This is a genomic window from Azospirillum sp. A1-3, assembly GCF_023806445.1.
In the GTDB taxonomy this organism is placed as follows: Bacteria; Pseudomonadota; Alphaproteobacteria; order Azospirillales; family Azospirillaceae; genus Azospirillum.
The window spans coordinates 416,808-441,818 of record NZ_JAMSLU010000003.1; the positions used below are offsets into that span (position 1 = coordinate 416,808).

General features: G+C 67.5%; 24 protein-coding genes and 1 pseudogene. 17 read left to right on the forward strand and 8 right to left on the reverse strand.

From position 1 onward, the window contains the following. Positions 1-150: 150 nt before the first annotated feature. Positions 151-876, forward strand: a complete 726-nt coding sequence (locus tag M5E06_RS19635) for a nucleotidyltransferase family protein (RefSeq protein WP_109156121.1) — start codon at positions 151-153, stop codon at positions 874-876. 172 nt (positions 877-1,048) lie between these two features. Then, entirely contained in the window at positions 1,049-2,131 is a 1,083-nt protein-coding gene (pseG, locus tag M5E06_RS19640; RefSeq protein WP_252139640.1) for a UDP-2,4-diacetamido-2,4,6-trideoxy-beta-L-altropyranose hydrolase, read from the forward strand. 12 nt (positions 2,132-2,143) lie between these two features. Here pseG and M5E06_RS19645 read toward each other — a convergent pair whose 3' ends face one another. Beyond that, positions 2,144-2,653 carry an RT0821/Lpp0805 family surface protein gene (locus tag M5E06_RS19645; protein ID WP_109154987.1) on the reverse strand — a complete coding sequence of 170 codons (510 nt, stop codon included), beginning with the start codon at positions 2,651-2,653 and terminating at the stop codon, positions 2,144-2,146. A 180-nt stretch (positions 2,654-2,833) separates the two neighbouring features. On the opposite strand from M5E06_RS19645, the gene M5E06_RS19650 reads away from it, so the two are divergent. From M5E06_RS19650 to M5E06_RS19685, 8 genes are all read left to right on the forward strand, one after another. Next, positions 2,834-4,450 carry an acyl-CoA synthetase gene (locus M5E06_RS19650; RefSeq protein ID WP_252139641.1) on the forward strand — a complete coding sequence of 539 codons (1,617 nt, stop codon included), beginning with the start codon at positions 2,834-2,836 and terminating at the stop codon, positions 4,448-4,450. Positions 4,451-4,454: 4 nt separating this feature from the next. Then, complete coding sequence (locus tag M5E06_RS19655) at positions 4,455-5,192, forward strand: sulfite exporter TauE/SafE family protein (protein ID WP_252139642.1); 738 nt, start codon at positions 4,455-4,457, stop codon at positions 5,190-5,192. A 42-nt stretch (positions 5,193-5,234) separates the two neighbouring features. Beyond that, on the forward strand, positions 5,235-5,939 hold the full coding sequence (locus M5E06_RS19660; RefSeq protein WP_252139643.1) for an ABC transporter ATP-binding protein: 705 nt from the start codon (positions 5,235-5,237) through the stop codon (positions 5,937-5,939). Positions 5,940-6,048: 109 nt separating this feature from the next. Continuing rightward, a complete protein-coding gene (locus M5E06_RS19665; RefSeq protein WP_252139644.1) occupies positions 6,049-7,056 on the forward strand; it encodes an ABC transporter substrate-binding protein in 1,008 nt (335 codons plus the stop codon). A gap of 18 nt (positions 7,057-7,074) precedes the next feature. Beyond that, the gene (locus M5E06_RS19670; RefSeq protein ID WP_252139645.1) at positions 7,075-7,827 is read left to right on the forward strand and encodes an ABC transporter permease; all 753 of its coding nucleotides are present in this window, start codon (positions 7,075-7,077) and stop codon (positions 7,825-7,827) included. A 34-nt stretch (positions 7,828-7,861) separates the two neighbouring features. Next, on the forward strand, positions 7,862-8,539 hold the full coding sequence (locus M5E06_RS19675) for an ABC transporter ATP-binding protein (protein ID WP_247871242.1): 678 nt from the start codon (positions 7,862-7,864) through the stop codon (positions 8,537-8,539). A 106-nt stretch (positions 8,540-8,645) separates the two neighbouring features. After that, a complete protein-coding gene (locus M5E06_RS19680) occupies positions 8,646-9,092 on the forward strand; it encodes a DUF2946 family protein (RefSeq protein WP_252139646.1) in 447 nt (148 codons plus the stop codon). Positions 9,093-9,273: 181 nt separating this feature from the next. Continuing rightward, positions 9,274-9,801 (forward strand): copper chaperone PCu(A)C, encoded by a 528-nt coding sequence (locus M5E06_RS19685; protein ID WP_252139647.1) that lies wholly within the window; start codon positions 9,274-9,276, stop codon positions 9,799-9,801. A gap of 41 nt (positions 9,802-9,842) precedes the next feature. On the opposite strand, the gene kdgT is transcribed toward M5E06_RS19685, so the two are convergent. Both kdgT and M5E06_RS19695 read right to left on the reverse strand, forming a co-directional pair. Further along, positions 9,843-10,886 carry a 2-keto-3-deoxygluconate transporter gene (gene kdgT, locus M5E06_RS19690; RefSeq protein WP_252139648.1) on the reverse strand — a complete coding sequence of 348 codons (1,044 nt, stop codon included), beginning with the start codon at positions 10,884-10,886 and terminating at the stop codon, positions 9,843-9,845. 491 nt (positions 10,887-11,377) lie between these two features. After that, on the reverse strand, positions 11,378-12,577 hold the full coding sequence (locus tag M5E06_RS19695) for an IS256 family transposase (RefSeq protein WP_252136941.1): 1,200 nt from the start codon (positions 12,575-12,577) through the stop codon (positions 11,378-11,380). 169 nt (positions 12,578-12,746) lie between these two features. On the opposite strand from M5E06_RS19695, the gene M5E06_RS19700 reads away from it, so the two are divergent. Further along, positions 12,747-13,115 carry a PAS domain-containing protein gene (locus tag M5E06_RS19700; protein ID WP_252139649.1) on the forward strand — a complete coding sequence of 123 codons (369 nt, stop codon included), beginning with the start codon at positions 12,747-12,749 and terminating at the stop codon, positions 13,113-13,115. Here M5E06_RS19700 and M5E06_RS19705 read toward each other — a convergent pair. Genes M5E06_RS19705 through M5E06_RS19720 form a run of 4 tightly spaced genes read right to left on the reverse strand, consistent with a single transcriptional unit; the run spans position 13,081 to position 17,693 of the window. Continuing rightward, on the reverse strand, positions 13,081-13,449 hold the full coding sequence (locus M5E06_RS19705) for a response regulator (protein ID WP_109154978.1): 369 nt from the start codon (positions 13,447-13,449) through the stop codon (positions 13,081-13,083). The genes M5E06_RS19700 and M5E06_RS19705 overlap by 35 nt on opposite strands. Next, complete coding sequence (locus M5E06_RS19710; protein ID WP_252139650.1) at positions 13,446-15,026, reverse strand: sensor histidine kinase; 1,581 nt, start codon at positions 15,024-15,026, stop codon at positions 13,446-13,448. Before M5E06_RS19710 ends, M5E06_RS19705 begins: the two co-directional genes overlap by 4 nt. Next, positions 14,996-15,469 (reverse strand): response regulator, encoded by a 474-nt coding sequence (locus M5E06_RS19715; protein ID WP_109155280.1) that lies wholly within the window; start codon positions 15,467-15,469, stop codon positions 14,996-14,998. The genes M5E06_RS19710 and M5E06_RS19715 overlap by 31 nt, the downstream gene beginning before the upstream one ends. A gap of 4 nt (positions 15,470-15,473) precedes the next feature. Continuing rightward, a complete protein-coding gene (locus tag M5E06_RS19720; RefSeq protein WP_252139651.1) occupies positions 15,474-17,693 on the reverse strand; it encodes an ATP-binding protein in 2,220 nt (739 codons plus the stop codon). Positions 17,694-18,104: 411 nt separating this feature from the next. Between M5E06_RS19720 and M5E06_RS19725 the strand changes: the two genes are divergently transcribed. Then, the gene (locus M5E06_RS19725) at positions 18,105-19,079 is read left to right on the forward strand and encodes an NAD(P)H-dependent flavin oxidoreductase (RefSeq protein WP_252139652.1); all 975 of its coding nucleotides are present in this window, start codon (positions 18,105-18,107) and stop codon (positions 19,077-19,079) included. Then, the gene (locus M5E06_RS19730) at positions 19,076-19,249 is read left to right on the forward strand and encodes a hypothetical protein (RefSeq protein ID WP_252139653.1); all 174 of its coding nucleotides are present in this window, start codon (positions 19,076-19,078) and stop codon (positions 19,247-19,249) included. Before M5E06_RS19725 ends, M5E06_RS19730 begins: the two co-directional genes overlap by 4 nt. A 170-nt stretch (positions 19,250-19,419) precedes the next feature. On the opposite strand, the pseudogene M5E06_RS19735 reads toward M5E06_RS19730, so the two are convergent. After that, positions 19,420-20,590 (reverse strand): annotated as a pseudogene (locus M5E06_RS19735) (IS30 family transposase). A gap of 252 nt (positions 20,591-20,842) precedes the next feature. On the opposite strand from M5E06_RS19735, the gene M5E06_RS19740 reads away from it, so the two are divergent. From M5E06_RS19740 to M5E06_RS19755, 4 genes are all read left to right on the forward strand, one after another. Beyond that, positions 20,843-21,397, forward strand: coding sequence for a sigma-70 family RNA polymerase sigma factor (locus M5E06_RS19740; RefSeq protein ID WP_252139654.1), 555 nt, complete (start codon positions 20,843-20,845; stop codon positions 21,395-21,397). Continuing rightward, positions 21,394-21,822 (forward strand): hypothetical protein, encoded by a 429-nt coding sequence (locus M5E06_RS19745; RefSeq protein ID WP_252139655.1) that lies wholly within the window; start codon positions 21,394-21,396, stop codon positions 21,820-21,822. The genes M5E06_RS19740 and M5E06_RS19745 overlap by 4 nt, the downstream gene beginning before the upstream one ends. Further along, entirely contained in the window at positions 21,819-22,265 is a 447-nt protein-coding gene (locus M5E06_RS19750) for a periplasmic heavy metal sensor (RefSeq protein WP_252139656.1), read from the forward strand. The genes M5E06_RS19745 and M5E06_RS19750 overlap by 4 nt, the downstream gene beginning before the upstream one ends. Before the next feature lie 372 nt (positions 22,266-22,637). Then, positions 22,638-24,989, forward strand: coding sequence for a Tex family protein (locus M5E06_RS19755; RefSeq protein ID WP_252139657.1), 2,352 nt, complete (start codon positions 22,638-22,640; stop codon positions 24,987-24,989). Positions 24,990-25,011: the final 22 nt, after the last annotated feature.

Genomic DNA, 25,011 nt, shown 5'->3' on the forward strand with positions numbered 1-25,011 from the left:
CGGAGCGCCCCCTTTATCGACTAGGGCCGCCGGGCGCCGCGCAGGGTGGATGACCCGGCGCCCGCGCCGTCGTAAGCTGCTTCCTGCCGGACGGCGACAGATGGGTTCAGGACAGGGTTTCGGGGCGCGGTTTAAGGGAAAGGACGGTCGGTGCGGTCTGAGGACGCTCTTGCCAACATAGACGTCGCGGTGCTTGCCGGCGGGCTGGGCACACGCATCCGGGGCGTTCTGGGTGACACGCCGAAGGTCCTGGCCCCGATCGCGGGCCGTGCCTTCCTCGGCCATCTCCTGGATTACCTGTCGACCTACGGATCGCGCCGGGTGGTGCTGTGCCTGGGCCATCTGGCCGACCGGGTGACCGCATGGCTCGCCCGCGGCGATTCCGCCGGCACCATCGACGTGGTCTGCCAGATCGAACCGCGCCCGCTCGGCACCGCAGGGGCGCTGGGCTATGTCCGCAAGGAACTGCGCAGCAGCACCATCCTGGTGGTGAACGGCGACACCTTCCTCGACGCCGACCTGCGCGCCTTCATCGCCTCGCACCGGCTGTCCGGCGCCGAGGCGTCGGTCCTGTGCGTGACGGTGGAGGACGCCTCCCGCTTCGTGCGGGTGGAGATCGGACCGGACAGCCGCGTCCGCCGTTTCCTGGACAAGGTGCCGGGGGCGGGCACCATCAACGCCGGCGTCTACCTGTTCTCCGCCGCCTTCCTCGACCGCTTCATCGCGGCGGGCGCGGTATCGCTGGAACGCGACGTGCTGGAAAAGCTGCCGTCGGGCACGCTGAACGCCCATGTCGCCAAGGCCCGCTTCCTCGACATCGGCACGCCGGAAAGCCTCGCCACCGCCGCCAGCGTCATCGCCGGCCGCGAGTCCTGACGGGGAGGCCGGTCGGGAGCCCCGGCGGCCGCAATTTACCCCCGCGCACGCGACCGTCTGCCACTGGACTCGCGCAATGTGCCGGGCCAAGATGCGCACCGACTCGACACCGTGCGCAATGGGTGCTTGCGCCGGGGCCGGGCCGCCACGCCGATTTCTCCGGACCAGTGCCATGGCCGTCATCCTCATCCGCGCCGACGCGTCGCCGACCATCGGCACCGGCCATGTCATGCGCTGCCTCGCCGTGGCCGAAGCCTTGCGCGACCAGGGGCACGAGGCGCTGTTCGCCGCAGTTGAATCCACCCCCGCCATCGACCGCCGGCTGTCGGCGGACGGCTTCCGCCATGTTTCCATCGCCGGTCCGGTGGGGCAGGCGGCAGATCTGGCCGCCACCCGCTCGCTCCTGCGGCGGGAGCATGGCACGGCGGTGATGCTCGACGGCTACCGCTTTGGCGAAGCCTACCGCGTCGGGCTGCAGGCCGCCGGTGCGCGGGTGCTGGCCTGGGACGATCTGGGCGACGGCACGCCGCTGCACGCCGACCTCGTCGTCAACGCCGCTCCGCAGGCGGCGGCCTTGCCTTATGACGCGATGGCGCCCGGCGCCGTCCTGCTGCTCGGCCCCGGCTACGCCCCGCTGCGGCGGGAGGTGCGGCTGGCGGCGCAGGCACCGCGGCGGACCATCACCGATCGGCCGGTGCTGCTGGTGACCTTCGGCGGCTCCGACCCGCTCGGCCTGACCGGACCGGTTCTGCAGGCGCTGGCGACGGAGCGGCCCGACGGCTGCCGGATCGTCGCCGTCGTCGGCGGCAGCAACCCGCGGGCGGCGGAGCTGGCGGCGCTCGCCACCGATGGCGTTTCCGTGGAGATCGATTGCCCGCGCATGGGCGCGCTGATGGCCGACAGCGGTCTGGCGGTTTCGGCCGGCGGAGGCACCATGGGGGAGTTGGCCGCGCTCGCGGTGCCGACCCTGCTGGTGGTCACCGCCGACAATCAGGCGATGGCGAGCGGTGACGCCGCCGAACTGGGCTGGTGCACGGCCGTGGACGCCCGTGGCTGCGATCCCGCCAAGGCGGCGGCGGTGATCGCCGGACGGGCACTCGCCCTGTGGGCCGACACCGGGCAACGGCAACGGATGCAGGATGCCGCGACGGCACTGCCGCTTGACGGCGACGGGGCGGTGCGCATCGCCAGCGCCCTCACCGGCCCGCCACCCAAATCCGGCAGCGCCGCCCCGCGGCGGACGGCGCTTGCCTGATGGCAGTTCCGGTCAGCTGACCACGCGCCACGTGCCATCCGGCTGCTGGCAGGCGGTGCCGAAGCCCTGCTGGGTGCGGCCCTGGACCACGATGGTGGTCTGGTATTCGCGGCAGAGCTGGCCCTGCGGCCCGGTGCCCTCGCGAACGGGGGTGTAGCTGCCGTAATTGCCGGTGTCCGGATTGTTCCAGCGCACGGTGCTGCCGGTCGGCGCGCTGTAGGCGTTGACCGCCGCCTGTTGGGCATAATTCTGGTCGGCACGGTCGAGCGAGGCGCCTGCGGCATTGCCCAGCGCCGCACCCAGCAGCGTGCCGACGCCCACCGCCACCAGCTTGCCGCTGCCACCGCCGAAGCGCGAGCCGGCCAAGCCACCGACCACGCCGCCGAGAACGGTGCCGGCCGTTTGCTTGTTGGCGCTGACGCCGCCATAGGAGTCGCCGTAGCCGGGCTGGGCGCAGCCGGCAAGCGGGGCCGCGAGCAGGCTGGCGGACAGCGCGGCGGCGAGGAAGGGGCTGGCTTTCATGGTGGCTCTCGTCCTGTTGGGTCCTGTTTGGATCGGCACGAAACCGTTCGTTCCTGACGCCATCAACATGGCTGACCCGCATCTTATTCCCGATGCGTGACGCGGTGCCTCGCTTGCCCCTATGATCGTGCCAACGGTTCCACGAAGGAATCGACAACAAGCCCTTGGGAGGGAACGAACATGCTGCCCAACGCGGACAGCTATGAAGGGGTGTCCCGCGCCTTCGCCTGGCGCGTGCCCGACCGCTACAACATCGGCGTCGACGTCTGCGACCGCTGGGCGGAAACGGACCCCGGCCGCATCGCCCTGATCCACAAGCGGCGCGACGGCGGGACCGAGGAATACCGCTTCTCCGACATTCGCGCCCTGTCCAACCGCTTCGCCAATGCGCTGGCGGCGCAAGGTGTCACGCGCGGCGACCGGGTCGGCATCCTGCTGCCCCAGGCGCCGGAAACCGCGATCAGCCATGTCGCGGTCTACAAGCTGGGCGGCATCGCCGTGCCGCTGTTCTCGCTGTTCGGGGTGGAGGCGCTGGAATACCGGCTGGCCAACTGCGGCGCCCGTGCCGTGGTCACCGACGCCGCCGGGGCCGCCAAGATCGCCCAGATTCGCGACCGGCTGCCGGAACTGCGCGCCGTTTTCCGCGTCGACGGGTCCGGTCCCGGCTGCCTGGACTGGCATGGGCTGTGCGACGCGGCGTCCGACAGCTTCATCCCGGCCGACACCGGGCCGGACGATCCGGCGCTGATCATCTACACCTCCGGCACCACCGGCCAGCCCAAGGGCGCGCTGCATGCGCACCGGGTGCTGCTGGGCCATCTGCCGGGCGTGGAGATGTCGCACGACCTGTTCCCGCAGCCGGACGACCGCATCTGGACGCCGGCCGACTGGGCCTGGATCGGCGGCTTGCTCGACGTGCTGCTGCCAGCTTGGCACCATGGGGTGACGGTGGTCTCCCACCGCTTCGAGAAGTTCGACGCGGAGGCCGCCTTCGCCCTGCTGGCCGACTTCCAGGTTCGCAACGCCTTCCTGCCGCCGACGGCGCTGAAGATGATGCGGGCAGTGAAGAACCCTCGGGCGCGCCACCGCATCGACATGCGCTCCGTCGCCAGCGGCGGCGAGACGCTGGGCGCCGGGCTGCTCGATTGGGGGCGCGACACCTTCGGCGTGACGATCAACGAGTTCTACGGCCAGACCGAATGCAACATGATCGTGTCGTCGGCCGCGACGCTGATGACGCCGAAGCCCGGCATCATGGGCCGTCCGGTTCCCGGCCATGACGTGGCGGTGATCGACGGGCAGGGCAACCGGCTGCCGCCAGGGCAACTCGGCCTGATCGCCGTACATCGGCCGGACCCGGTGATGTTCCTCGGTTATTGGAACAACCCCGACGCCACCGCGGCGAAGTTCATTGGGGATTGGCTGGTCACCGGCGACCAGGGGGAGTTGGACGAGGACGGTTACATCCGCTTCGTCGGGCGGGACGACGACGTCATCACGTCTGCCGGTTACCGCATCGGCCCCGGCGAGATCGAGGATTGCCTGATCGGCCATCCCGCCGTCCGCATGGCGGCGGTGGTCGGCGTGCCCGACCCGCTGCGCACGGAGATCGTCAAGGCGTTCGTCGTGTTGCAGGAGGGGGTGACGCCGGACGACGCGCTGGTGGCCTCGATCCAGGAGCATGTGAAGACCCGGCTGGCCGCCCACGAATATCCGCGTTCGATCGAATTCATGGAAAGCCTTCCCATGACCACCACCGGCAAGATCATTCGCCGGGAGTTGAGGAATCGCTCGTAATATCATGATCGAATTGATTTTGTTGGCCGCAGCCTTTCTGGCCGGAGCAATGAATGCCGTTGCCGGCGGCGGAAGTTTCCTGACCCTGCCGGCCCTGATCTACGCCGGGGTGCCGCCGGTCGCCGCCAATGCCACCGGCACGGTCGCCCTGCTGCCCGGCTATGCCAGCGGCGTCTACGGCTACCGTCAGGACCTGACGCCGGTCGGCACGCTCAGCCTGCCGCTGCTGTCGGCGGTCAGTCTGGTCGGCGGGCTGGTTGGGGCCGGGCTGCTGCTGGTGACGCCGGATTCGGTGTTCCGCGGGATCGTACCCTGGCTCCTGCTGCTGGCGACCGGGCTGTTCGCCTTCGGCAACATGCTGGCGCAGCGGCTGCGCAACCTGGGTCTGCACGGCAACGGGGCGATGCTGGGCACGCTGTTCGCCGTCTCGGTCTATGGCGGCTATTTCAACGGCGGGCTCGGCATCCTGCTGCTGGCGCAGTTGAGCCTGTTCGGCATGACCGACCTGAATGCCATGAACGGGCTGAAGAACCTGTTCTCCGCCGTGCTGACCGCCATCGCCGTGGTGGCCTACGCCGCGGGCGGGGCGGTGGAATGGCCGAAGGCGCTGCTGATGGTGGCGGCGGCGGTCGCCGGCGGCTATGTCGGCGCCCGGCTGGGACGGAAGATCCCCAAACCGATCCTGCGCACCGGCATCATCGCCGTCGGTCTGGTGATGAGTGCGGTGTTCTTCCTGAAATGATCGCGCTATAGAGGGCGCTCCCCGCCTTTTGGACCTGCCGCCATGCTGACCATATCCGATCTCGACCTGTACTATGGCGACGCCCAGGCGCTCGACGGAGTCACGCTGCAGGTGGCGGCGGGGCAGACCACCGCCATCGTCGGCGCCAACGGGGCCGGCAAGACCTCGCTGATCCGCGCCATCTCCGGCATCCTGAAACCGGCGCGCGGCAGCATCCGCTTCAAGGACCGCGAGATCGCCGGACTGCCCAGCCATGTCGTCTGCGACCTCGGCATCGGGCAGGTGGCGGAGGGGCGGCAGATCTTCCCGACGCTGAGCGTGCGGGAGAATCTGGAAATGGGCGCCGTCATCCCACGCGCCCGGTCCAACGCGCGCCAGACCTACGACCGGGTGCTGGACCTGTTCCCCCGTCTGCGCGAACGGCTGGACCAGGCGGCCGGCACCCTGTCCGGCGGCGAGCAGCAGATGCTGGCCATCGGCCGCTGCCTGATGGGCAAGCCCGACCTCATCATGTTCGACGAGCCCTCGCTCGGCCTGTCGCCCGCCCTGGTGCAGGAACTGTTCCGCATCGTCCGGACACTGGCCGCCGAGGGCATGACGATCATCCTGGTCGAACAGAATGTCGCCGCCTCCCTGCGCATCGCCCAGACGGCTTATGTGCTGGAGAACGGCCGGGTGGTGCTGTCGGGCACGGGGGAGGCGCTGCTGGCCGACCCGGCGGTAAAGCAGGCCTATCTCGGGCTGTGAGTCCGACACGCCTCCACCGGCGATACCTCCCTTATCCTCCTATCGTTGAATATACGAACCATCTACAGTCCCCCTAAGCTGGCAGTCCAAACAAGACCGGACGGGGACCATGGCGGCAGGCTGCACCAGACGGACGACATTGCTGGCGGCCGGCGCGCTGCTGGCGTCGGCGACGCTCCGGCACGCCGCTGCCGCCGATCCTACCCCCACTCGGCCGGTCGTCCGCGCCGGGGTGCTGAAGTTCGGCACGGTCAGCTGGGAACTCGACACCATCCGCGCCAACGGCTTCGACAAGCAGGCCGGCATCGACCTGCAGCTGGTGGAGCTGGCCGGCAACCCCGCCACCCAGGTGGCGCTCCAGGCGGGTGGGGTCGAGGTCATCGTTTCCGACTGGCTGTGGGTGTCGCGGATGCGCAGCAAGGGAGAGGCGCTATCCTTCATCCCCTACTCGACCGCCGTCGGCGCGCTGGTGGTTCCGGCCAAGTCCGCCATCGCCGGAATCGGCGACCTGCGCGGCAAGCGCATCGGGGTCGCCGGCAGCCCGCTCGACAAGAGTTGGCTCCTGCTGAAGGCTCTGGCCACCGACCGTTACGGGCTGTCGCTCGACCGCGATGCGCAACCCTTCTTCGCCGCGCCGCCCCTGCTGAACAGTAAGATCGCCGACGGCGACCTGGACGCCGTGCTGACCTTCTGGCCCTTCGCCGCCCGGCTGGAGGCGAAGGGCATGCGCGTGACCATGACGGTGTCCGACATGTTGGAGGCGCTGGGCCAGCCGGCGTCGGTGCCCTCCATCGGCTATGTCTTCCGCGAGGAGTGGGCGCGCGCCAACCCGACCGCCATCGCCGGATTCCAGGCGGCGACGAACAAGGCGAAGACCCTGCTGGCCCAATCCGACGCCGCGTGGGACCGGCTCGCCCCGCTGATGCAGGCGGAGGATGACGCCACCTTCCGCACCCTGCGCGACCGCTACCGCGACGGCATCCCGCGCCGCTGGACGGAGGAGGAGCGGGCAGGGGCCGCAAAGCTCTACGCGCTGCTGGCGCGGCTGGGTGGGCGGGAGCTGGTCGGCGACGCGCCCACCATCGCCCCCGGCACCTTCTGGACCGGCGGGGCCTGACCGGTGCGGCGCGCCCTGATGCCCGCCCTGATGCCTGTTGCGTCGATCCTGCTGCTGCTGGCCGTCTGGCAGGCGGCGGCGCTGACAGTCGGCGGGCGTCTGCTGCCGGGACCGGTGGTGGTGGCCGAGGCCTTGCTGCGCGAGGCGGAGAGCGGGGCGCTGTTCCATCACATGGGCGTCACGCTGCTGCGCGTGCTGGCGGCCTTCGCGCTCGCCATGTCCATCGGGGTCGGGCTGGGCCTACCGATGGGGCGGTCGCCCTTCATCGACCGGCTGTTCGGCCCCTGGCTGGTCTTCTTCCTGAACCTGCCGGCACTGGTGGTCATCGTGCTGGCCTATGTCTGGTTCGGATTGACCGAGGCGGCGGCCATCGGCGCCGTCGCCGTCAACAAGATTCCCAACACGGTGGTTCTGGTGCGGGCCGGTGCCCGCGCCATCGACGAGGGGCTGATCGACATGGCCCGCGTCTACCGCCTGTCGCCCGCGGATCGGCTTCGCCATGTGCTGCTGCCGCAACTCACCCCCACCATCGCCGCGGCTGCGCGGTCCGGCCTGGCGCTGATCTGGAAGATCGTGCTGGTTGTCGAACTGCTGGGCCGCAGCGACGGTGTCGGATTCCAGATCAACCTCCTATTTCAGACCTTCGATGTCGCAGGAATCCTGGCTTACACCATCGCGTTCGTGGCCGTGGTCCAGCTTCTGGAATACGGCGTCCTGCAACCGGTCGAGCGCCACTGCCAGCGCTGGCGGCGGATGCCCGCTGAAGCTTGAAATCCGCTCCAAGCGCTTCGGCGCGGTGGAGGCGGTGCGCGGCCTGACCCTGTCCGCCGCGGCGGGGGAGGTCGTGGCGCTGGTCGGCCCCAGCGGCTGCGGCAAGACGACCGCGCTCGGCATCGTCGCCGGGCTGGACCGCGCCTTCGACGGCGTGGTGGAGGTCGGGGCGCGGCCGGACGGCGGGCCGGCCCGGCTCGGCTATGTCTTCCAGGAACCGCGCCTGCTGCCCTGGCGCACCGTGCGGCAGAATCTGGCGCTGGTCCTGCCGCGTGCGCAGCGCCGCGGTCCGGCGGTCGACGCCATGCTCGACGCGCTGGAACTGTCGCCCTTCGCCGACCGTTTCCCGACCCAGCTGTCACTTGGCATGGCGCGGCGGGTGGCGCTGGCCCGCGCCTTCCTGGTGGAGCCGGACCTGCTGCTGATGGACGAACCCTTCGTCTCGCTGGACGAGCCGACGGCGCTTCGGCTGCGCACGCTGCTGTCGGAACTGCTGGACCGGCGGCCGGCCACCGTCCTGCTGGTCACCCACAATCTGCGCGAAGCCCTGGCGCTGGCCGACCGGCTGCTTCTGCTGGCGCCGTCGCCTGGCCGGGTGGTGGCGGAGGTGCCGGTGACCGTCCCCCGCGCCGCCCGCGACGACGCCACCATCGAGGCGCTGCGCCACGACCTGCTGTCCCGGCCGGAGCCGGCCTTTCGCCTGCTGGCCTGACCCTTCTCGATTTGTGCGTTCATTTGCCGCTCGTCCGTTTACGAATGCTGCGGTATCCTGCTCCGCTGCCGGGTACGTCCGGCGATTGCAAAGGCGGCGGAACCGAATGCCCTTCGGTCGATCGACAGTGCGGCGGGTGCGGCGGCTTGGCCTGGTGGCCGGGATGGCCGCGCTGTTGCTGCAGGTCATCGCCTGGGGCTGGATGCCGATGGTTCCGGGGACCGCCCGGGCCGGAGAGACCGCCTCGCTGCCGATCTGTTCCTCCGGCGGCCTGACCACCCTCCAGGTCGATGCCGCCGTTTATGGAATCGGTGAGTTCGGGCTCGCTTCCGACGACGGCGACCCTGAAAAATCGCCTGATCACGCGCCGTCAGGCACCGGCCATTGCCCGCTCTGCCCGCTGGTCGCCGGGCTGGCCTTGCCGCCGCCGCCATTGACCGTCGGCCCGGCCCTTGCCATGGCCAGCGACTCCCGCCTGCTGCCGGGGGAACGGATCGCCGCCGGCTGGTTCCTGTCGACCCTCCAGGCCCGCGCACCACCGTCGCTCGCCTGATTCTCGCGGCCGCTCAGCCATAGCCGCCGCGCGCATCGCCACGCCCGCTCTCCGTCCGGATCGGTGCGCTTGGCGGTCTATCTACGCATTCCAACGCGCAACCTTCCAATTCACGCCCCGCGGCATAGCGCGCCGCGGCGGCTCCCCTGCTGTTCACATCCGCATTCCAGGAGAAGAGTCCATGAAGCGCATTCTCGGCATCGCCGCCGCCCTGGCCCTGCTCGGTGCCGTCCCCGCCCTGGCCCACAGCTACAAGGCCGGCCCGATCGAGATCGGCCATCCCTGGGCGCGCGCCACCGCGCCGTCAGCCCCGAACGGCGGCGCCTATCTGTCGCTGACCAACACCGGCAGCACGGAGGACCGTCTGGTATCCGCCTCCACCCCGGCCGCCGACAAGGCGGAGTTGCACACCCATCTGAACGAGAACGGCGTGATGAAGATGCGGGAGGTTCCGGCCATTCCGGTGGCGCCGGGCGAGGAGGTGAAGCTGGCGCCCGGCGGCCTGCACATCATGCTGCTGGGCCTCAAGAAGCCGCTGGAGAAGGGCGCCCGCTTCCCCATGACCCTGCACTTCGAAAAGGCCGGCACCGTCGACGTCGAGATCTCCGTCGAGGCGGCCGGACAGAGCGCGCCCCAGGCCGAAGGGCATATGGGCGCCATGGGCGGCGCCGGCCACGGCCACAACGCCGAACCGGCCAAGAAGCAGTAATGTGGAAGGCCGCCGGCGGGGAAACCGCCGGCGGCCTCTTTTCATAGACGTACGCTCGTCCCGGTCACTCGGCCGGAGCGACTCCCACCGGCTGGGGGGGAGAGCTTGGCGGCTTCGGCGGCCTGATAGCGGGGCGACAGCACGCCGAAACGACGCGCCCACCATGCCGTCAGCGGCGGCGTCAGCAGCGCGGTGACCACCACGCTGGTGGCGATCAATGCCGTGGCCGACGGAGCGACCGGCGCGAAGGTCGGCTCGATCGAAGCGATGATCGGCGGCACCGTCACAGCCGCACCGGCGGTGGAGGCGGCACCGATGCCGGCCGTACCATTGCCCTTCGCCAGCAGGATGTCGGCCAGCACCAGCATGATACCGGTGACGACGATCACCGTCAGGCCCAGCACGATGCCCAGCAGCCCGGTGTTGAGGATCGTCGAGAAGTTCAGGTTGTTGCCCAGCGCGAAGGCGAAGAACGGCACCATCACCGAGACGCCCTGGGTGAAGAAGGCCCGCAGGTCCTTGTCCAGATTGCCCAGCGCGAAGCCGATCAGGAAGGGCAGCAGGGCGCCGACCATCGTCTGCCAGGGGAAGGCCGCCAGCCCGGCGATGCCCAGCGTAACCATGGTCATGAAGGGCCCCGATTCCAGGCACATCAAGCAGAAGGCGCCGGCCTCCTCCTTGGTGCCGTACTGCTGCATCAGCGCCATGTACATGCCGCCGTTGGTGTCGTTCATCACCGCGATGATCGCCAGCACCGACAGGCCGGAGAAGAAGCCGGACGTGATGCCCTCCGCCGGGATGAACCACGAGGCGATGACGCCCGCCATGGCGGCGGTAAGGATCTTGACCGACACCAGCACGCCGCTCTTGCGCAGGACCAGCGGCGTTGCCTTCAGGCTGATGCTGGCGCCAATGCAGAAGAACCACACCGACAGGATCGGCAGCGTGCCGGTGATCAGCCCGTTGGTGAAGGACCCGAAGAATTTGCCCGTGTTGGGAGCCAACGTGTTCAGGCAGGCGCCGAGGAACAGGGGGACGATCATCATCCCGCCGGGGATGCGGTCGATCCGGGACTTGATGTTCATGGAAGACACTCCTTCGAATTTCATCCCGTCGCCGCCGCGCCCCTTTGCCATCGGGCATAATTCAGCGGCCATCATTTTTGTCAGGACGGCAGCCATGTGCCGCTTTGTGTATACTAGTATACAAGTTGTCCGGTCATTGTCAAAGCGGCGGATTGTCCGACGCGACACGTTGTCGCGCCGAAGGGAAACGAAGACGGAAAGGAAAGGATAGGGACGGAGCGCGGAAAATTAGGACTCGATTTATTCCATTTTCGACCTAAAATGCCTCTATATCGGCGCTTTCGGCCATTGGGGGCAGGAGAGTGCGCCAAGGGCGAGCCCATGCCGGAGTCACTTGATCCGATCAGCCGCAGCATCACGCGGAATCCGCTTCTCCGGGATCAGCTTTCGCGGATGGGGGTGTCCGGCGAGGCGCTGCTGGGATCGTGTCCCTGGCCGTGGTGTAGGAGCGGAGAGGCGCTCATGGTCTCCGGGTGGTCTGGCCGGGATTGTCAGGCGGCCACAGCGGGCAGGCTGACGAGGGGATCATCGCCGAGTGGGGCGATGGTTTCCAGCGTCATGTAGCGCGCCCTCTGGACAGCCCATTCGTCGTTCTGTTCCAAGAGGATGGCACCAATGAGGCGCGTAATCGCCTCCTCGTTCGGAAATATGCCGACAACCTCGGTGCGTCGCTTGATCTCGCCGTTGAGACGTTCAATCGGGTTTGTCGAGTGGAGCTTGGCCCGATGCTCCTTGGGAAAGGTCATGAAGGCCAGGACGTCTTCCTCCGCCTCGTCCATCAGGTCGGCTAGCTTCGGCAGCTTTGGACGGACCTGATCAGCCACTTGCCGCCACTGCGTTCGGGCGGATGCCGCATCGTCCTGTGCGAAAGCAGTGGCGATGAAGGCCGCCACGACGCGCCGGCCGCTTTTGCCGGCATGGGCAAGCGCGGTCCTGGAGAAATGCACCCGGCACCTTTGCCACGTCGCCTGGAAGACGCGGGTGACCGCCGCCTTGATGCCGCCATGGGCGTCGGAGATCACCAGCTTGACGCCGCTCAGCCCCCGGCGTTTTAGCTTGCGCAGGAACTCGATCCAGAAGGTCTCGGCCTCCGACGGGCCGATGTCCATGCCCAGGACCTCGCGGCGGCCGTCGGTGTTGACCGCCACCGCGATGGTGACGGCCACCGAGACGATGCGCCCGTTCTGGCGGACCTTCACGTAGGTGGCGTCCAGCCACAGGTAGGGCCAATCGCCTTCGATGGGACGGCCAAGAAAGGTCTTCACCCGTTCGTCGATCTCCTCGCACAGCCGGCTGACCTGGCTCTTGGAGATGCCCGACATCCCCATGGCCTGGACCAGATCGTCGACCGAGCGGGTCGAGATGCCCTGGATGTAGGCCTCCTGGATCACCGCGGTGAGCGCCTTCTCGGCCATCCGCCGCGGCTCCAAAAAGCCGGGGAAGTAAGACCCCTTGCGCAGCTTGGGAATGCGCAACTCAACAGTGCCGGCGCGGGTCTCCCAGTCGCGATCCCGGTAGCCGTTACGCTGGACGAGCCGCTCGGCAGACCGCTCGCCATGACCGGCCCCGGTCAGGCCCTGCACCTCCAGTTCCATCAGCCGTTCGGCGGCGAAGCCGATCATCTCACGCAGAACATCGGCATCCGCGCCCTTCTCAAGCATCGCGCGAAGCGCCATCATCTCGTCGGTCATCGTGGTCACCCTCGGTCGAGGTTGTGTTGTGGTGACCAGACTCTACCGAAGAACCACGATGACCGCCCGCTGTGGATAACCGGCCCGCCTACGCCAGCCATGGGAGGGCGCTGCGGCGGGCCGGTTCCCCACAGCTCCTACACCACCCCGTGGGGCACGACCGCTGCTGGTGCTGTGCGATCCCGACGGCGGCAATCTGGCGCTCAGCGAAACGACGCGGCGGTATTTCGGACCGTCGGCAAACCAGATGCTGGGATGCGGCTGGGTGTCGGCAATCCATCCGGACGACCAGATGGCCGCGGCCGACGCCTGGCTGAAGGCGGTCTATGACGAGGCCGCTTATGACCTGCAATTGGGCTACCGGCGGCATGACGGCAGCTATCACCGTTTCGCGGTAACGGGCGTCCGCTATGTCGATGCGGATACGTGCCAGACCCACTGGCTCGTCGTATCGGAACCGCTCAGGCCAACCCTTCCTGTGGCCGGCCTGCGCGGCTCGACGCTCAGCGCGGGCGGTGGCGGGCCAGTGCGTCGGTGATGTCGAGGTCGCGGAACGGCTTTCCGATCACCGGCCGCTCACGGTGGGCATCGGGCAGCCCTTCCGCCCCATGGCCGGTGGTGAAAATGAAGGGGATGCCGGCGGCGGCCAGACGGTCGGCCACCGCGTCGACCCGCTCGCCACGCAGGTTGACGTCCAGCAGCGCGATGTCGAAGCCGCCCGCCTCGATTATTTCCAAGGCCGCCGAAACCGAACCGGCCGGACCGATACAGGTGACGCCCTGGTCGAGCAGGGCATCCTCCAGGCTCATGGCGATCAACGGTTCGTCCTCGACGATCAGGACGGTCAGGTTCGACAGGTTCGCGTCGGTCACTGCGGGCTCACTCGCGACGACAATGGGATTACCAGCCGGCATCGCACGCCAGCGGGGTCGAAGGCAAGGGCAACATCGCCTTCCAACTCATGCGCCAGACCGCGCTCGATCAGGCGGGAGCCGAAACCGCGACGGGTCGGCGGCACCACCGGCGGCCCGCCGCTCTCGCGCCAGCGCAACACCAGCGCGCCCGCGGCGGCCCGGGAGGGATGTCCGGAGCCGGCATGGCTCACCACCGCCCCATCCCGTGCAGCCGGCCCGGCAGGCGGCGTGATCTCCCAATCCAGATCGATACGCCCGCTCTCCGCCGACAGGGCGCCGTATTTCGCGGCGTTGGTGGCGAGTTCGTGGAAGGCGAGGTGCAGCGACACCGCCACGCCGGTGGTCAGGTTGACCGGCGGGCCGCCAACCCGGACACGGCCGGCATCGACATGGGGCTCCAGCGTCAGGGCGGCGATCTCGCTCAGCGAGGCACCCTGCCAATGGCGGCGGGTCAACAGGTCGTGGGCCTGGGCCAGGGCGCGCAGCCGCGACTGGAAGGCATCGGGGAAGGCTTCCACCGACGGGGCGGCGCGGAGGGTCTGCTTGGCGATCGACTGCACCATCGCCAGCGTGTTCTTGACCCGGTGGTTCAGCTCCTCCAGCAGCAGGAGCTGCCGTTCCTCGGCCTTTTTGCGGTCGGTGATGTTGAGCGAGACGCCGGCCAGACCGGTCGGCATGCCGTTCTTGTCGTAGATAGCGCGACCACGCACCTGGACCCATTGGAGGCTGCCGTCGGGCCAGATCGTGCGGTATTCCATGTCCAGCGGCAAACCGCTGGTCACCGCCTGCCGGACCATCGCCTGCTGAGAGTCGCGGTCGTCGGGATGGACGCGCTCCAGCAGCCGGTCATAGGTCGCGATATCGGCCGGATCGGAAAGCCCCAGATTGGCGGCGCAGATCGCCGAGACACGCAGTTGGTTGGTCGCCAGTGTCAGCTCCCAGGACCCCAGCCGCCCGGCCTCCAGCGCGAAGCGCAGACGCGCCTCGCTCTCGGCCAGGGCCGCCCGCTTGTCGGCCAACTCGTTGCGGTCGCGCGCCTCCACCAGGGCGCGGCGGACCACGACCTGCAGGCGCTCCATGCGCAGCTTCACCACATAGTCGGTGGCGCCCTTCTTCAGCGCCTCGATGGCGTTCTCCTCGCCCAGCATGCCGGACACGAAGATGAAGGGAACCCGGGGCAGCCGGTCACGCGCGATCGCCAGCGCCGACATGCCGTCGAAATCAGGCAGGTCGAAGTCCGACAGGATCAGGTCGTAGGGACCGCCGTCGGCAATGGCGTCGATGAAGGCCTGCCGCGTCTCGACCCGGTGAATGTCGAACGCGTGGTCGTCGATCATCATCAGATGTTCGCGCACCAGATCGGCGTCCATGCCGCTGTCCTCCAGCAGCAGGACACGACACGGGATCGGCCGGCCCGGATCGGCCGGTCCACTGTCCGTGAATGGGGAACCGGCCAAGGGAGAACCGGCGGACTGGCCGGCGAAAGGTTCCATCACCTGCGCCATCAGCTGCCGCGCGGCCTGCGGGGATGACATCCGGGCGGCGGCTCGTTCAGGATCGCCCAGAAACTTCCGATGTCGCGGATCGCGTCGAAAAACTCCTTGAAGCCGACCGGCTTGACCACGAAGGCGTTCACCCCCAGCCGGTAGCTGCGGACGAGATCCTGTTCCTCCTTGGACGAGGTCAGCATGACGACGGGAATGGCGCGGGTGCTGTCGTTCGCTTTGATCCGCTGCAGCACTTCTATCCCGTCCACCTTCGGCAGCTTGATGTCGAGGATGATGACGGCCGGATATTTCGGATCGGTCGGCTTCGACACCGCCTGCCCATCCTCGTGGAACAGGTAGGACAGCGCCTCCGCCCCGTCGCGGGCGACGACAATGTCGTTGGCGAGCTGGGCCTCGGCGAAGGCCTCCAGCGTCAGCTCCAGGTCCTTCGGGTTGTCCTCGACCAGCAGGATCGGTTTCAGCTTGGCCATGGGGCTACCTCGATTCGGCGGCTGCGGACCGCGGCAGGGAGAAGTGGAAGGTCGCACCGTGGTCCAGCCTGCCCTCCGCCCAGACCCGTCCGCCGTGGCGATCCACGATGCGGCGGACATTGGCGAGGCCGATGCCGATGCCCTCGAACTCCTCCTCGCGATGCAGGCGGTGGAATACGCCGAAGAGCTTACCGGCATAGGCCATATCGAATCCACGGCCATTATCGCGCACGTAGAACTCATGCGCGTCGGCGGTGGTGCGGCAGCCCACCTCGATCTCCGGCACGGCGCGGTCGCGGGTGTATTTGATGGCGTTCGACAGCAGGTTCTGCACCACCAGCCGCAGCATGGTCGGGTCGCCGTTGACGTTGGGGAGCGGATGCACGGTCCAGCGCACGTCGCGGCCCTGCAGGTCCGGTTCCAGCAGGTGGCGCACTTCCTCCACCAGCCGGCCGACATCGACCTCCACCCGTGCCAGCGTGGTGCGGCCCAGCTGCGAGAAATGCAGAAGCCCGTCGACAAGCCGGCCGGCCGAACTCGCCGCCTCGATGATGCTGTCCAGATAGTGGCGCTCCCGCTCGTTCAGCTTGTCGGCGGCGCGGGAACGCAGAAGCTCGGCATAGCTGGTGACGTGGCGGAAGGGTGCCCGCAGGTCGTGCGAGACCGAGTAGGAGAAGGCGGCCAGTTCGCCATTGCTGCGGCGAAGCTCCTCGTTCAGGGCGGCCATCTCCTCCGCCTTGCGCAGCACGATGCTGACGATGGCGTTGCGGAAATCGCCGGCCGCCTCGATCTCGCCATGGCGCCAGGGCAGGGACTGGCCGCGCACCGTCTCCTTCCAGGCTTCGAAGGAATTGCGGGGAGAGAGCCGGCCGCTGGCGTCGAGCGGCTTGTTGGGATCGCCGGCCCAGTCGATGGACTGCACGATCTCCGGCCGGAACCACAGCAGATAGCTGGGATGGAGCTGCGAGATGGAGATCGCCAGCAGGCCGCTGGCGGTCCGATCCATCCCGGCGGCGGCTGGGATCTCGAGGGGAAGCTGGTGGCTGGCGAACAGATCCTTGATGCCCTGGCCGGCCAGTTCCGCGGCGATGGCCTCGACCACCTCCTGCGGCGGGGTGCGGCCGATCAGCCGGCAATCGCCGTCGAACAGAATCGCGGCGCCGTCGGCATTGACCAGGGCCAGCAGATCCTCGCGATCCTCGCTGAGGCCATCGATGAAATGCTCCGCCGCCGCCATATGGGCGAGCAGCCGCGCCTGGGTGCTCTTGGAGCGGATTCGGTGGTCGGCATCCAGCGCCCGTTCCAGCGCGATCATCTGGCTGGACAGCACCTGCCCCAGCAGATCGCAGGCGGTGCGCACCGCGAAGGAGACCTGCCGCGGCTCGGCATTGTGGCAGGAGATCAAGCCCCACAGCCGGTCGCCGTCCATGACCGAGATCGACATGGAGGCCGGCGTGCCCATGTTGCGCATATATTCCAGATGGACCGGCGACACGCTGCGCAGCACGGAAAAGGTGAGATCCAGCGGCGGCGCATCCCGCCTGTCGGACAGAATCGGAACCGGCTGATAACGGGTGTCTGCGATCAGCCGCAGGCGATTCAGCGCGTAGAGCCGCCGGGCCTGCTGCGGGATGTCGGAGGCCGGAAAGCGCAGGCCGCGGTAGGAGGGCAGGCGACCGTTGCCGTCCTCCGCGATGACGGTGCCGTTCCATTGTTCGTCGAAGCGGTAGATCAGCACACGGTCGAAGCCGGTCAGCGCCCGCACCTCCTCCGCGGTGCTGGCCAGCAGGGCATCGAAGTCATGAGCCGCCTGCATGCGGCGGATACCTTCGCGCATCTGCGGATACAGCGCCTCCAGCGTGCCGGCGCCGGTGGCGGGCAGTTCCTCCAGTTCTAGGATCACCAGATCGCCGGAGCGGTGGGCGATCGCCTGGAAATCCCCGCCGCCGCGCAGGTGCAGGATGTCCAGCTGCACCGGCTCGGCAGGGGCGGCACGCAGCCCGCGGAGCAGCGAAGCAAGGGAGCCGGCGTCGATCAGCTGGTCGACCGGCATGCCGAACGCATCGGCCGGCGGACGGTTCAACACCGCGCCCGCTTCCGCGCTGGCGCAGACGAGACGGAGACTGTCCGCATCGATGGCCAGGAGATGGCCGTGCGGCTGGATGCTGCCGGGGATGTGAATCGGTTCGCGCGCGCAGGCGTCGAGATCAAGCGTGCCCGCCATGGTCGGGGGCCACGGTTCAGGTCCGGTTGCAGGCGTCACGGTCGTCCTTTGCTCATCTCGGTCACGAATCCGCCGGGCTCTTGCCGAAACGGACCCGCTTCAATCGGGTTCCACTGACATATGCCGATGGCTTCCAGCGGTATTCAGCATAATCAGCGGTATAGAAACCCTGCGTCCGCCGCGCGCACCGCCTTGAGGTGAACGAGGCGACAGCATGTCCCTTTAGACCCTATACTTTCATTATCATAGGTTAAGTTTTTTGCTTGTCCTCAGATTTTCCAATACCCTGCTCTTTTATCATACGTCGAAGATCATATTCCGCAATCAAGCTTGGTTCCGCTTATAAGAAAGCATGCCGTAGGGACTCCGCGACTGTCAGCGGCCAATGAGACGGGTGGGGAAGGGGACGCCATGCAAACCGAGGTGACGCGCCTGCTCGGCATCGATTACCCGATCGTACAGGGTGGGATGCAGTGGGTCGGGCTGGCCGAACTGGCCGCCGCAGTGTCGAATGCCGGCGGGCTCGGCATCCTGACTGCGCTGACCCAGCCGACGCCCGAGGATCTGGCGGGCGAGATCGCGCGCTGCCGCGCGATGACCGACCGTCCCTTCGGCGTCAACCTGACCATGCTGCCGGCGGTGACACCGCCGCCCTACGAGCGCTATCTCGACGTCATCATCGACAGCGGCATCACCATCGTGGAGACCGCCGGCAACAGCCCGCGCGCCTTCGTCGAGCGGATGAAGGCGCACGACATCCGCATCCTGCACAAATGCACCAGTGTCCGCCACGCACTGAGCGCCGAGCGGGCGGGTGTGGACATCATCAGCATCGACGGCTTCGAATGCGCCGGGCATCCGGGCGAGGACGACATCCCCGGTCTGATCCTGATCCCGGCCGCGGCGCGGGCCTTGCGCATTCCGGTGATCGCCTCGGGCGGGATCGCCGACGGGCGCGGCATGGCCGCCGCTCTGGCCCTCGGCGCCCAGGGCGTCAACATGGGCACGCGCTTTCTCTGCACGCGGGAGGCGCCGGTGCATGACAGCATCAAGCAGGCGCTGGTCGCCGCCGGCGAGCGCGACACCAACCTGATCCTGCGCAGCATGCGCAACACCGCCCGCGTGTTCAAAAACGCCGTGTCGGACGAGGTCGTCGCGCTGGAAAAACGCCCCGGCGGCGCGCAGTTCGAAGAGGTCCGGCCGCTCGTCGCCGGCCAGCGCGGCCGTACCGCGCTCCAGTCCGGCAATGTCCAGGATGGGGTGGTTTCGGCCGGCATGGTGATCGGCCTGATCGACGACATCCCGACCTGCGACGACCTGATCCGCCGCATGGTCGCCGACTGCCGCACCCACCTGCGCCGCGCCCTGGCGATGGCGGAGGAATGAACGGGCAGGGCAGGTCAGGATCAGAAGTTCGGTCAGAAGATCAGCTTCAGGATTCCGGTGACGACCAGCAGGCCGATGATGAAGATGATCAGGATGGCCCAGCCGAGAATCTTGAGCATGATGTCGGTCCTTCAATCGCTTCGTTCGTGATGCCGCCGGTTACCCGGTGAGGCCACGGTCATGCTTGGATCAACCAATTCTCGGCCAAGCAGTTCCCGCAGAACGGGCAAGGATGTTCAGCGGGCACCGCGCCGATGGTAAGGCCCGCCACTCGCGGAATCAAGCTGAAGTGCGACAACACGTTTTTGTTGATCGGGCGGCCTGCTTTTTATCGATCGCGTCAGGAGAGGAGAGCTCGTACCGGTAGTCCATAGGCTTGATCCGCGCGCCTCCATCGCGATGGCGGATCAAGCCTGTGGACCCACCGGTGCGAGCGGCGGGGCAGGGGAGGCCTGCTGGTTTCACGGCCTCTCATGGCGCTCAGGCGTAGCTGGTATTCACCGCCCGATCTTCGAAGCCGCCAGATTGACCGCAAAGACTTCGGCTGGCGTCCTGTAGTCAAGGCAGCGGCGTGGCGTATTGTTGAGCCGCTTCGCGAGGGCGGCAAGTGCTGAGCCATTGCGCTCCGCTACAGGGATGCCCAGAGGCAAATATCGCCGCAAACGTCCGTTGGCATTTTCAACGCCACCTTTCTGCCAGGGACTGTGCGGATTGCAAAAGTAACTGTCCAACGATAGGCTTTTGTAGGACAGAAACTCCGTTCCCCGGTCAAAAGTAATGGTCCGGCATGCATGATGTGGAAATTTGCCAAGCACTGTTGCGATCCGGCTGATCACCTCGGCTGAGCGACGATCCTCATTGGCTATGAGGATGTGGTATCGGCTCTGACGCTCCTGAAGAGACGTGATGTTGGATTTTCCGAACTGAGGGCTGAAGATCACCAAGTCACATTCCCAGTGCCCGAAACTCTGCCGGGTCTCCACCTCGGCCGGACGATTGGCGATCGAGCGCTCGGCGGGAATCGGACTGCTGCGTGGTTTGCGACCCATACGCTTGCGGCGCCGACGCCGGGCGACGGCCAAAAGCGCATAGAGATTGAGGGTTTTCCCTTCCGGTCCATAGATGAAGCGGTAGATCGTCTCGTGCGACACTGTTGCGCCATCAGAAGCATCCAGTTTGAGGCGGCCAGCAATCTGTTGCGGCGACCAGCCCTCGCGCAGCTTGGCGATCACGTGGTCGCGCAGAACCGGCTTGAGCGTCAGTTTCAATCGACGCCGAGAGCGTCGATCACGGGCATACTTCTGGGCGCTGGTGCAGAAGTAGCCCTTGTACTCCTGGCCCCAGCGATCCCGGAACGGGTCGTGATAGAAGTTGCGCCGGATTTCCCGGTGGATGGTCGACCGGTGACGGCCCAAAGCCTCGGCGATCACCGTCACCGGCATCTTGGCGTCGCGCATGTCCTGGATGCGGCGGCGCTCTGCGAAATCGATCTGCGAATAATGTTCACCCATCAGCGCTCACGACCCGTAAAGCCCTGTGATTACAAGAAAGTTGCACTTCAGAATAGAACCTACCCACTACGGCGCCAAAAAACACATAAGCATTCTTATGGAAATAAAATGGCGGGGAGGGCCGGGTGTTGGGGAAATCCTTGATCGGAAAATTACCGCTCTCCGCGCAGGACATCCGCCTCCGGCCGCGTATAAACCGCTGACAGAAACCGGGAGCGGGCGGAATACGGCGTGGAGCCTACCGAGGAAACGGTGACCGACGAGGCGCTGATGGCGAGCGCCGCGGCCGGTGACCGGAAAGCGTTTGGAACCCTCACGCGCCGGCATCTGCGCCGCAGCATCGCCCTGGCCCAACGGGTTGTCGGGAACGCCGCCGACGCCGAAGAGGTCGCGCAGGACGCCTTCCTGCAGATTTGGGCCAATGCCGACCGCTGGCGCGGCGATGGAACCCGCTTCACCACCTGGCTGTACAGGATCGTGGTGAACCGCGCCATCGACTACAAGCGGCGGCGCAGCTTCGCCCCCCTGGACGATGCCGGCGAGATCGTCGATCCGGCCTGGAGCGCCGAGACGGTGATCGACGGCATCCGGATCGGTGCCGCGGTGGATGCCGCGATCGCCGCCCTGCCCGAACGGCAACGGGCGGCGCTCAGTCTCTGCTACCATGAGGAGATGACGTGCGCTGAGGCTTCGGAAATATTGCAGGTGTCTGTTTCGGCTATGGAAAGTCTGCTGGTCCGGGCGCGCCGCGTCGTGCGGGCCCGGCTTCAACCCCTGATCCGTCAGAAGGACGGTGCACGGTCATGACGCTCAAAGAGTTCAAACGCTATGCCGCCGCCTACGGCGCCGACTTGGACCGTTGGCCGCGCTCCGCCAGGGTGGATGCGCTGACCCTGCTGGACGGAAGCGCCGAGGCCCGCGACCTGCTGGCCGACGCCGCCATCACCGACGCGCTGCTGGACGCCGCCTCGACGCCGCAGGTCTCCGCCCGGCGCGAGGCACAGGTCTATGACCGCATCGCCGACTGTCTGGCCCAGCGGATCGTGCCGGAGTTTGTCCCCTGGTTCCTGTCGCGGCCGCCCTTTCGCCCTGCCCCGCTCGCCGGCTTCCTGGCCAGCATGGCGCTGGTCGGCTTCCTCAGTTACAGCCAGGGCCTGATTTCCTTCGAAAAGACAAGCACACCCGCCCTGTCCGGCGTGATGATCGTCAGCTATCTGGGAGACGTGAGATGACGCCGGCCATTCGGCGCCGCTGGCCCTGGTTCCTTCTGGTCGGGTCCCTTGCGCTCAACATGCTGGCCGGCGGCTTCGTCGTCGCCCACGCCTTCCGCCCGCCGCCTCCACCGCCCGGCGGGCCGGAGCATCTGCTGGAGCGCTTCGTTGACGACGCATCGCGGCACCTGTCGCAGGCCGACGCCTCGATCCTGCGCAAGGCGATGGACGATGCCCGTCCTCTGTTCGTCCGGATGCATGTCAGCCGCGAGGAATTCGCGCCGCGCCTGCGCATGGCCCTGATGGCCGAACCCTTCGATCCGGCCGGGCTCAAGGCCCTGTTCGACAGCATCCACGCCAACGACGCCGCGCTGCGCAACGAGTTCGAGATGCGCGTCGTCGACACCCTTTCCCGCCTTTCCCCCGAAGGCCGCCTGCGCCTGGCCGAAAGCCGCCTTCCCTGATCCTTTCGGTTTGGACCGGTGGCAGACACTTTTTGGGGTCCGGCCGGGATGGCATGTCCGTCCCGGCCCTTTTTCTTTGCCAAAAAAAGGAAGGGCGGCCTGACGGTATCACCGCCGGGCCGCCCTGAGTTGGTTCGGGAGGAAACGCAACCAAGTTGCACGCAGAGGTATAGGGCCGATATGGTTAACGGCCGATGAATGGTAGGGAGAAAACATCCCCTACCACTTTTTTGTGGAAAACTGCCGCGAATGGTTGCGCTTCGGCTTGGGCTATCGGTCCCTCTGCCGAAAGGCCGGGGTGGCGTCCCCCCGCTCCGACGCGCTATGACAGACACCCTTTTGTTCGTCACAAGTCCGCAGGATCCCTGCCTCATGCTGTCCATCAGCCAGCGCATCGCCGACGAATTGTCGGTCCGCGAGTCCCAGGTCGCTTCCGCCATCGCCATGCTCGACGAGGGGTCGACCGTCCCCTTCATCGCGCGTTACCGCAAGGAGGCGACCGGCGGCTTGGACGACACCCAGCTCCGCACCCTGGAGGAGCGTCTGGGTTACCTGCGGGAGCTGGAGGACCGTCGCGCCAGCATCCTGTCGACCATCCAGGAGCAGGGCAAGCTGACGCCCGAACTGGAACGCCAGATCAAACAGGCGGACACCAAGACCCGGCTTGAGGACCTCTACCTCCCCTACAAGCAGAAGCGCCGCACCAAGGCCCAGATCGCCCGCGAGGCCGGGCTGGAGCCGCTGGCCGACGCGCTGCTGGCCGACCCGAAGAAGCAGCCGGAGGCCGAGGCCGCCGCCTTCGTCGATGCCGAGAAGGGTGTCGCCGACGTCAAGGCCGCCCTGGACGGCGCCCGCCACATCCTGGTGGAACGCTTCGGCGAGGATGCCGAACTGGTCGGCCGCCTGCGCAGCGCCATGGCGGACAAGGGCGTCGTCACCTCCAAGGTGATCGAGGAGAAGAAGGCCGAAGGCGCCAAATTCTCCGACTATTTCGACTTCTCGGAAAACTGGTCGAAGCTGCCGTCGCACCGGGCGTTGGCGCTGTTCCGCGGCCGGGCGCAGGGCGTGCTCGACATCCGCCTGGATCTGCCGGTCGAAGAGGGCCAGCCCCACCCGGCGGAGGGCACCATTGCCGTCCACACCGGCATCCGCGACCAGGGCCGCCCAGCCGACAAGTGGCTGTCCGACGTGGTGCGCTGGACCTGGAAGCTGAAGATCGGCCCGCATATCGAGACCGACCTGATGGGGAGCTTGCGCGAACGGGCGGAGGACGAGGCAATCCGCGTCTTCGCCCGCAACCTGCACGACCTGCTGCTGGCCGCCCCGGCCGGTCAGCGCGTCACCATCGGGCTCGACCCCGGCATCCGCACCGGCGTGAAGGTGGCGGTGGTCGATGCCACCGGCAAGCTGGTGGAAACGACGACCATCTACCCGCATCCGCCGCGCAATGACTGGGACGGCTCGCTGGCGGTGCTGGCGGCTCTGGCGGCCCGGCACAAAGCGGAACTGATCTCCATCGGCAACGGAACCGCGTCGCGCGAAACCGACAAGCTGGCCGCCGACCTGATGAAGCGCCATCCGGAGCTGTCCCTGACCAAGCTTGTGGTCAGCGAGGCCGGCGCCTCGGTCTATTCGGCGTCCGAAACAGCGGCGCACGAGTTCCCCAACCTGGACGTCAGCCTGCGCGGCGCCGTCTCCATCGCCCGCCGCCTGCAGGACCCGCTGGCCGAGCTGGTGAAGATCGAGCCGAAGTCGATCGGCGTCGGCCAATACCAGCATGACGTCGCTGGCGGCAAGCTGGCCCGCTCGCTGGATGCGGTGGTCGAGGACTGCGTGAACGCGGTCGGAGTTGACCTGAACACCGCGTCGATCCCGCTGCTGACCCGCGTGTCGGGACTGAACGAGACCATCGCCCGCAACATCGTCGAACATCGCGACCGCAACGGTGCGTTCCGCTCGCGCAAGCAGCTGCTCGACGTGGCGCGGCTGGGACCGAAGACCTTCGAGCAGGCCGCCGGCTTCCTGCGCATCCGCGACGGCGAAAATCCGCTCGACGGCTCCGCCGTCCACCCGGAAGCCTATCCGGTGGTCCAGCGGATCGTGAAGACCACCGGCCGCGACCTCGGCAGCGTCATCGGCGACGCCCGCTTCCTGCGCGGCCTGAATGCGGAGGAGTTCACCGACGAGCGTTTCGGCCTGCCCACGATCGAGGACATCATCAAGGAGCTGGAAAAGCCCGGCCGCGACCCCCGTCCGGAGTTCAAAACCGCCACCTTCAAGGAGGGCGTGGAGGAGCTGAAGCACCTCCATCCGGGCATGATGCTGGAAGGCGTGGTTACCAACGTCACCGCCTTCGGTGCCTTCGTCGACATCGGCGTCCACCAGGACGGCCTGGTGCATATTTCCCAGCTTGCCAACAGCTTCGTGAAGGACCCTCACACGGTGGTGAAGGCCGGCGACGTGGTGAAGGTGAAGGTGCTTGAGGTGGACATTCCCCGCAAGCGCATCGCCCTCACCATGCGCATGGGCGAGGAAGCCGCACGCCCGGCCCGTCGGGAAGAGCGCCGCGACGACCGCGGGCCCGCCCGTCCGCCGCAGCAGCAGGATCGCCGCCCGGCGGCGCCTGTGGCCAAGGCAGCGCCGAAGCCCGCCAAGGCGCCGGAGCCGATCAACAGCGCCTTCGCCGAGGCGTTCGCCAGGGCGCAGTCGGGCAAGAAGAAGTAAGGGCGATTGCCCCCTCCCTCCC

Excerpts from the sequence above, each read along its gene's own strand:
- pseG (WP_252139640.1), top strand. The coding sequence starts at position 1,049 with ATGGCCGTCATCCTCATCCGCGCCGACGCGTCGCCGACCATCGGCACC.
- M5E06_RS19645 (WP_109154987.1), bottom strand. The coding sequence starts at position 2,653 with ATGAAAGCCAGCCCCTTCCTCGCCGCCGCGCTGTCCGCCAGCCTGCTC.
- M5E06_RS19650 (WP_252139641.1), top strand. The coding sequence starts at position 2,834 with ATGCTGCCCAACGCGGACAGCTATGAAGGGGTGTCCCGCGCCTTCGCC.
- M5E06_RS19655 (WP_252139642.1), top strand. The coding sequence starts at position 4,455 with ATGATCGAATTGATTTTGTTGGCCGCAGCCTTTCTGGCCGGAGCAATG.
- M5E06_RS19660 (WP_252139643.1), top strand. The coding sequence starts at position 5,235 with ATGCTGACCATATCCGATCTCGACCTGTACTATGGCGACGCCCAGGCG.
- M5E06_RS19665 (WP_252139644.1), top strand. The coding sequence starts at position 6,049 with ATGGCGGCAGGCTGCACCAGACGGACGACATTGCTGGCGGCCGGCGCG.
- M5E06_RS19670 (WP_252139645.1), top strand. The coding sequence starts at position 7,075 with ATGCCCGCCCTGATGCCTGTTGCGTCGATCCTGCTGCTGCTGGCCGTC.
- M5E06_RS19680 (WP_252139646.1), top strand. The coding sequence starts at position 8,646 with ATGCCCTTCGGTCGATCGACAGTGCGGCGGGTGCGGCGGCTTGGCCTG.
- M5E06_RS19685 (WP_252139647.1), top strand. The coding sequence starts at position 9,274 with ATGAAGCGCATTCTCGGCATCGCCGCCGCCCTGGCCCTGCTCGGTGCC.
- kdgT (WP_252139648.1), bottom strand. The coding sequence starts at position 10,886 with ATGAACATCAAGTCCCGGATCGACCGCATCCCCGGCGGGATGATGATC.
- M5E06_RS19695 (WP_252136941.1), bottom strand. The coding sequence starts at position 12,577 with ATGACCGACGAGATGATGGCGCTTCGCGCGATGCTTGAGAAGGGCGCG.
- M5E06_RS19710 (WP_252139650.1), bottom strand. The coding sequence starts at position 15,026 with ATGTCATCCCCGCAGGCCGCGCGGCAGCTGATGGCGCAGGTGATGGAA.
- M5E06_RS19715 (WP_109155280.1), bottom strand. The coding sequence starts at position 15,469 with ATGGCCAAGCTGAAACCGATCCTGCTGGTCGAGGACAACCCGAAGGAC.
- M5E06_RS19720 (WP_252139651.1), bottom strand. The coding sequence starts at position 17,693 with ATGGCGGGCACGCTTGATCTCGACGCCTGCGCGCGCGAACCGATTCAC.
- M5E06_RS19725 (WP_252139652.1), top strand. The coding sequence starts at position 18,105 with ATGCAAACCGAGGTGACGCGCCTGCTCGGCATCGATTACCCGATCGTA.
- M5E06_RS19730 (WP_252139653.1), top strand. The coding sequence starts at position 19,076 with ATGAACGGGCAGGGCAGGTCAGGATCAGAAGTTCGGTCAGAAGATCAG.
- M5E06_RS19745 (WP_252139655.1), top strand. The coding sequence starts at position 21,394 with ATGACGCTCAAAGAGTTCAAACGCTATGCCGCCGCCTACGGCGCCGAC.
- M5E06_RS19750 (WP_252139656.1), top strand. The coding sequence starts at position 21,819 with ATGACGCCGGCCATTCGGCGCCGCTGGCCCTGGTTCCTTCTGGTCGGG.
- M5E06_RS19755 (WP_252139657.1), top strand. The coding sequence starts at position 22,638 with ATGCTGTCCATCAGCCAGCGCATCGCCGACGAATTGTCGGTCCGCGAG.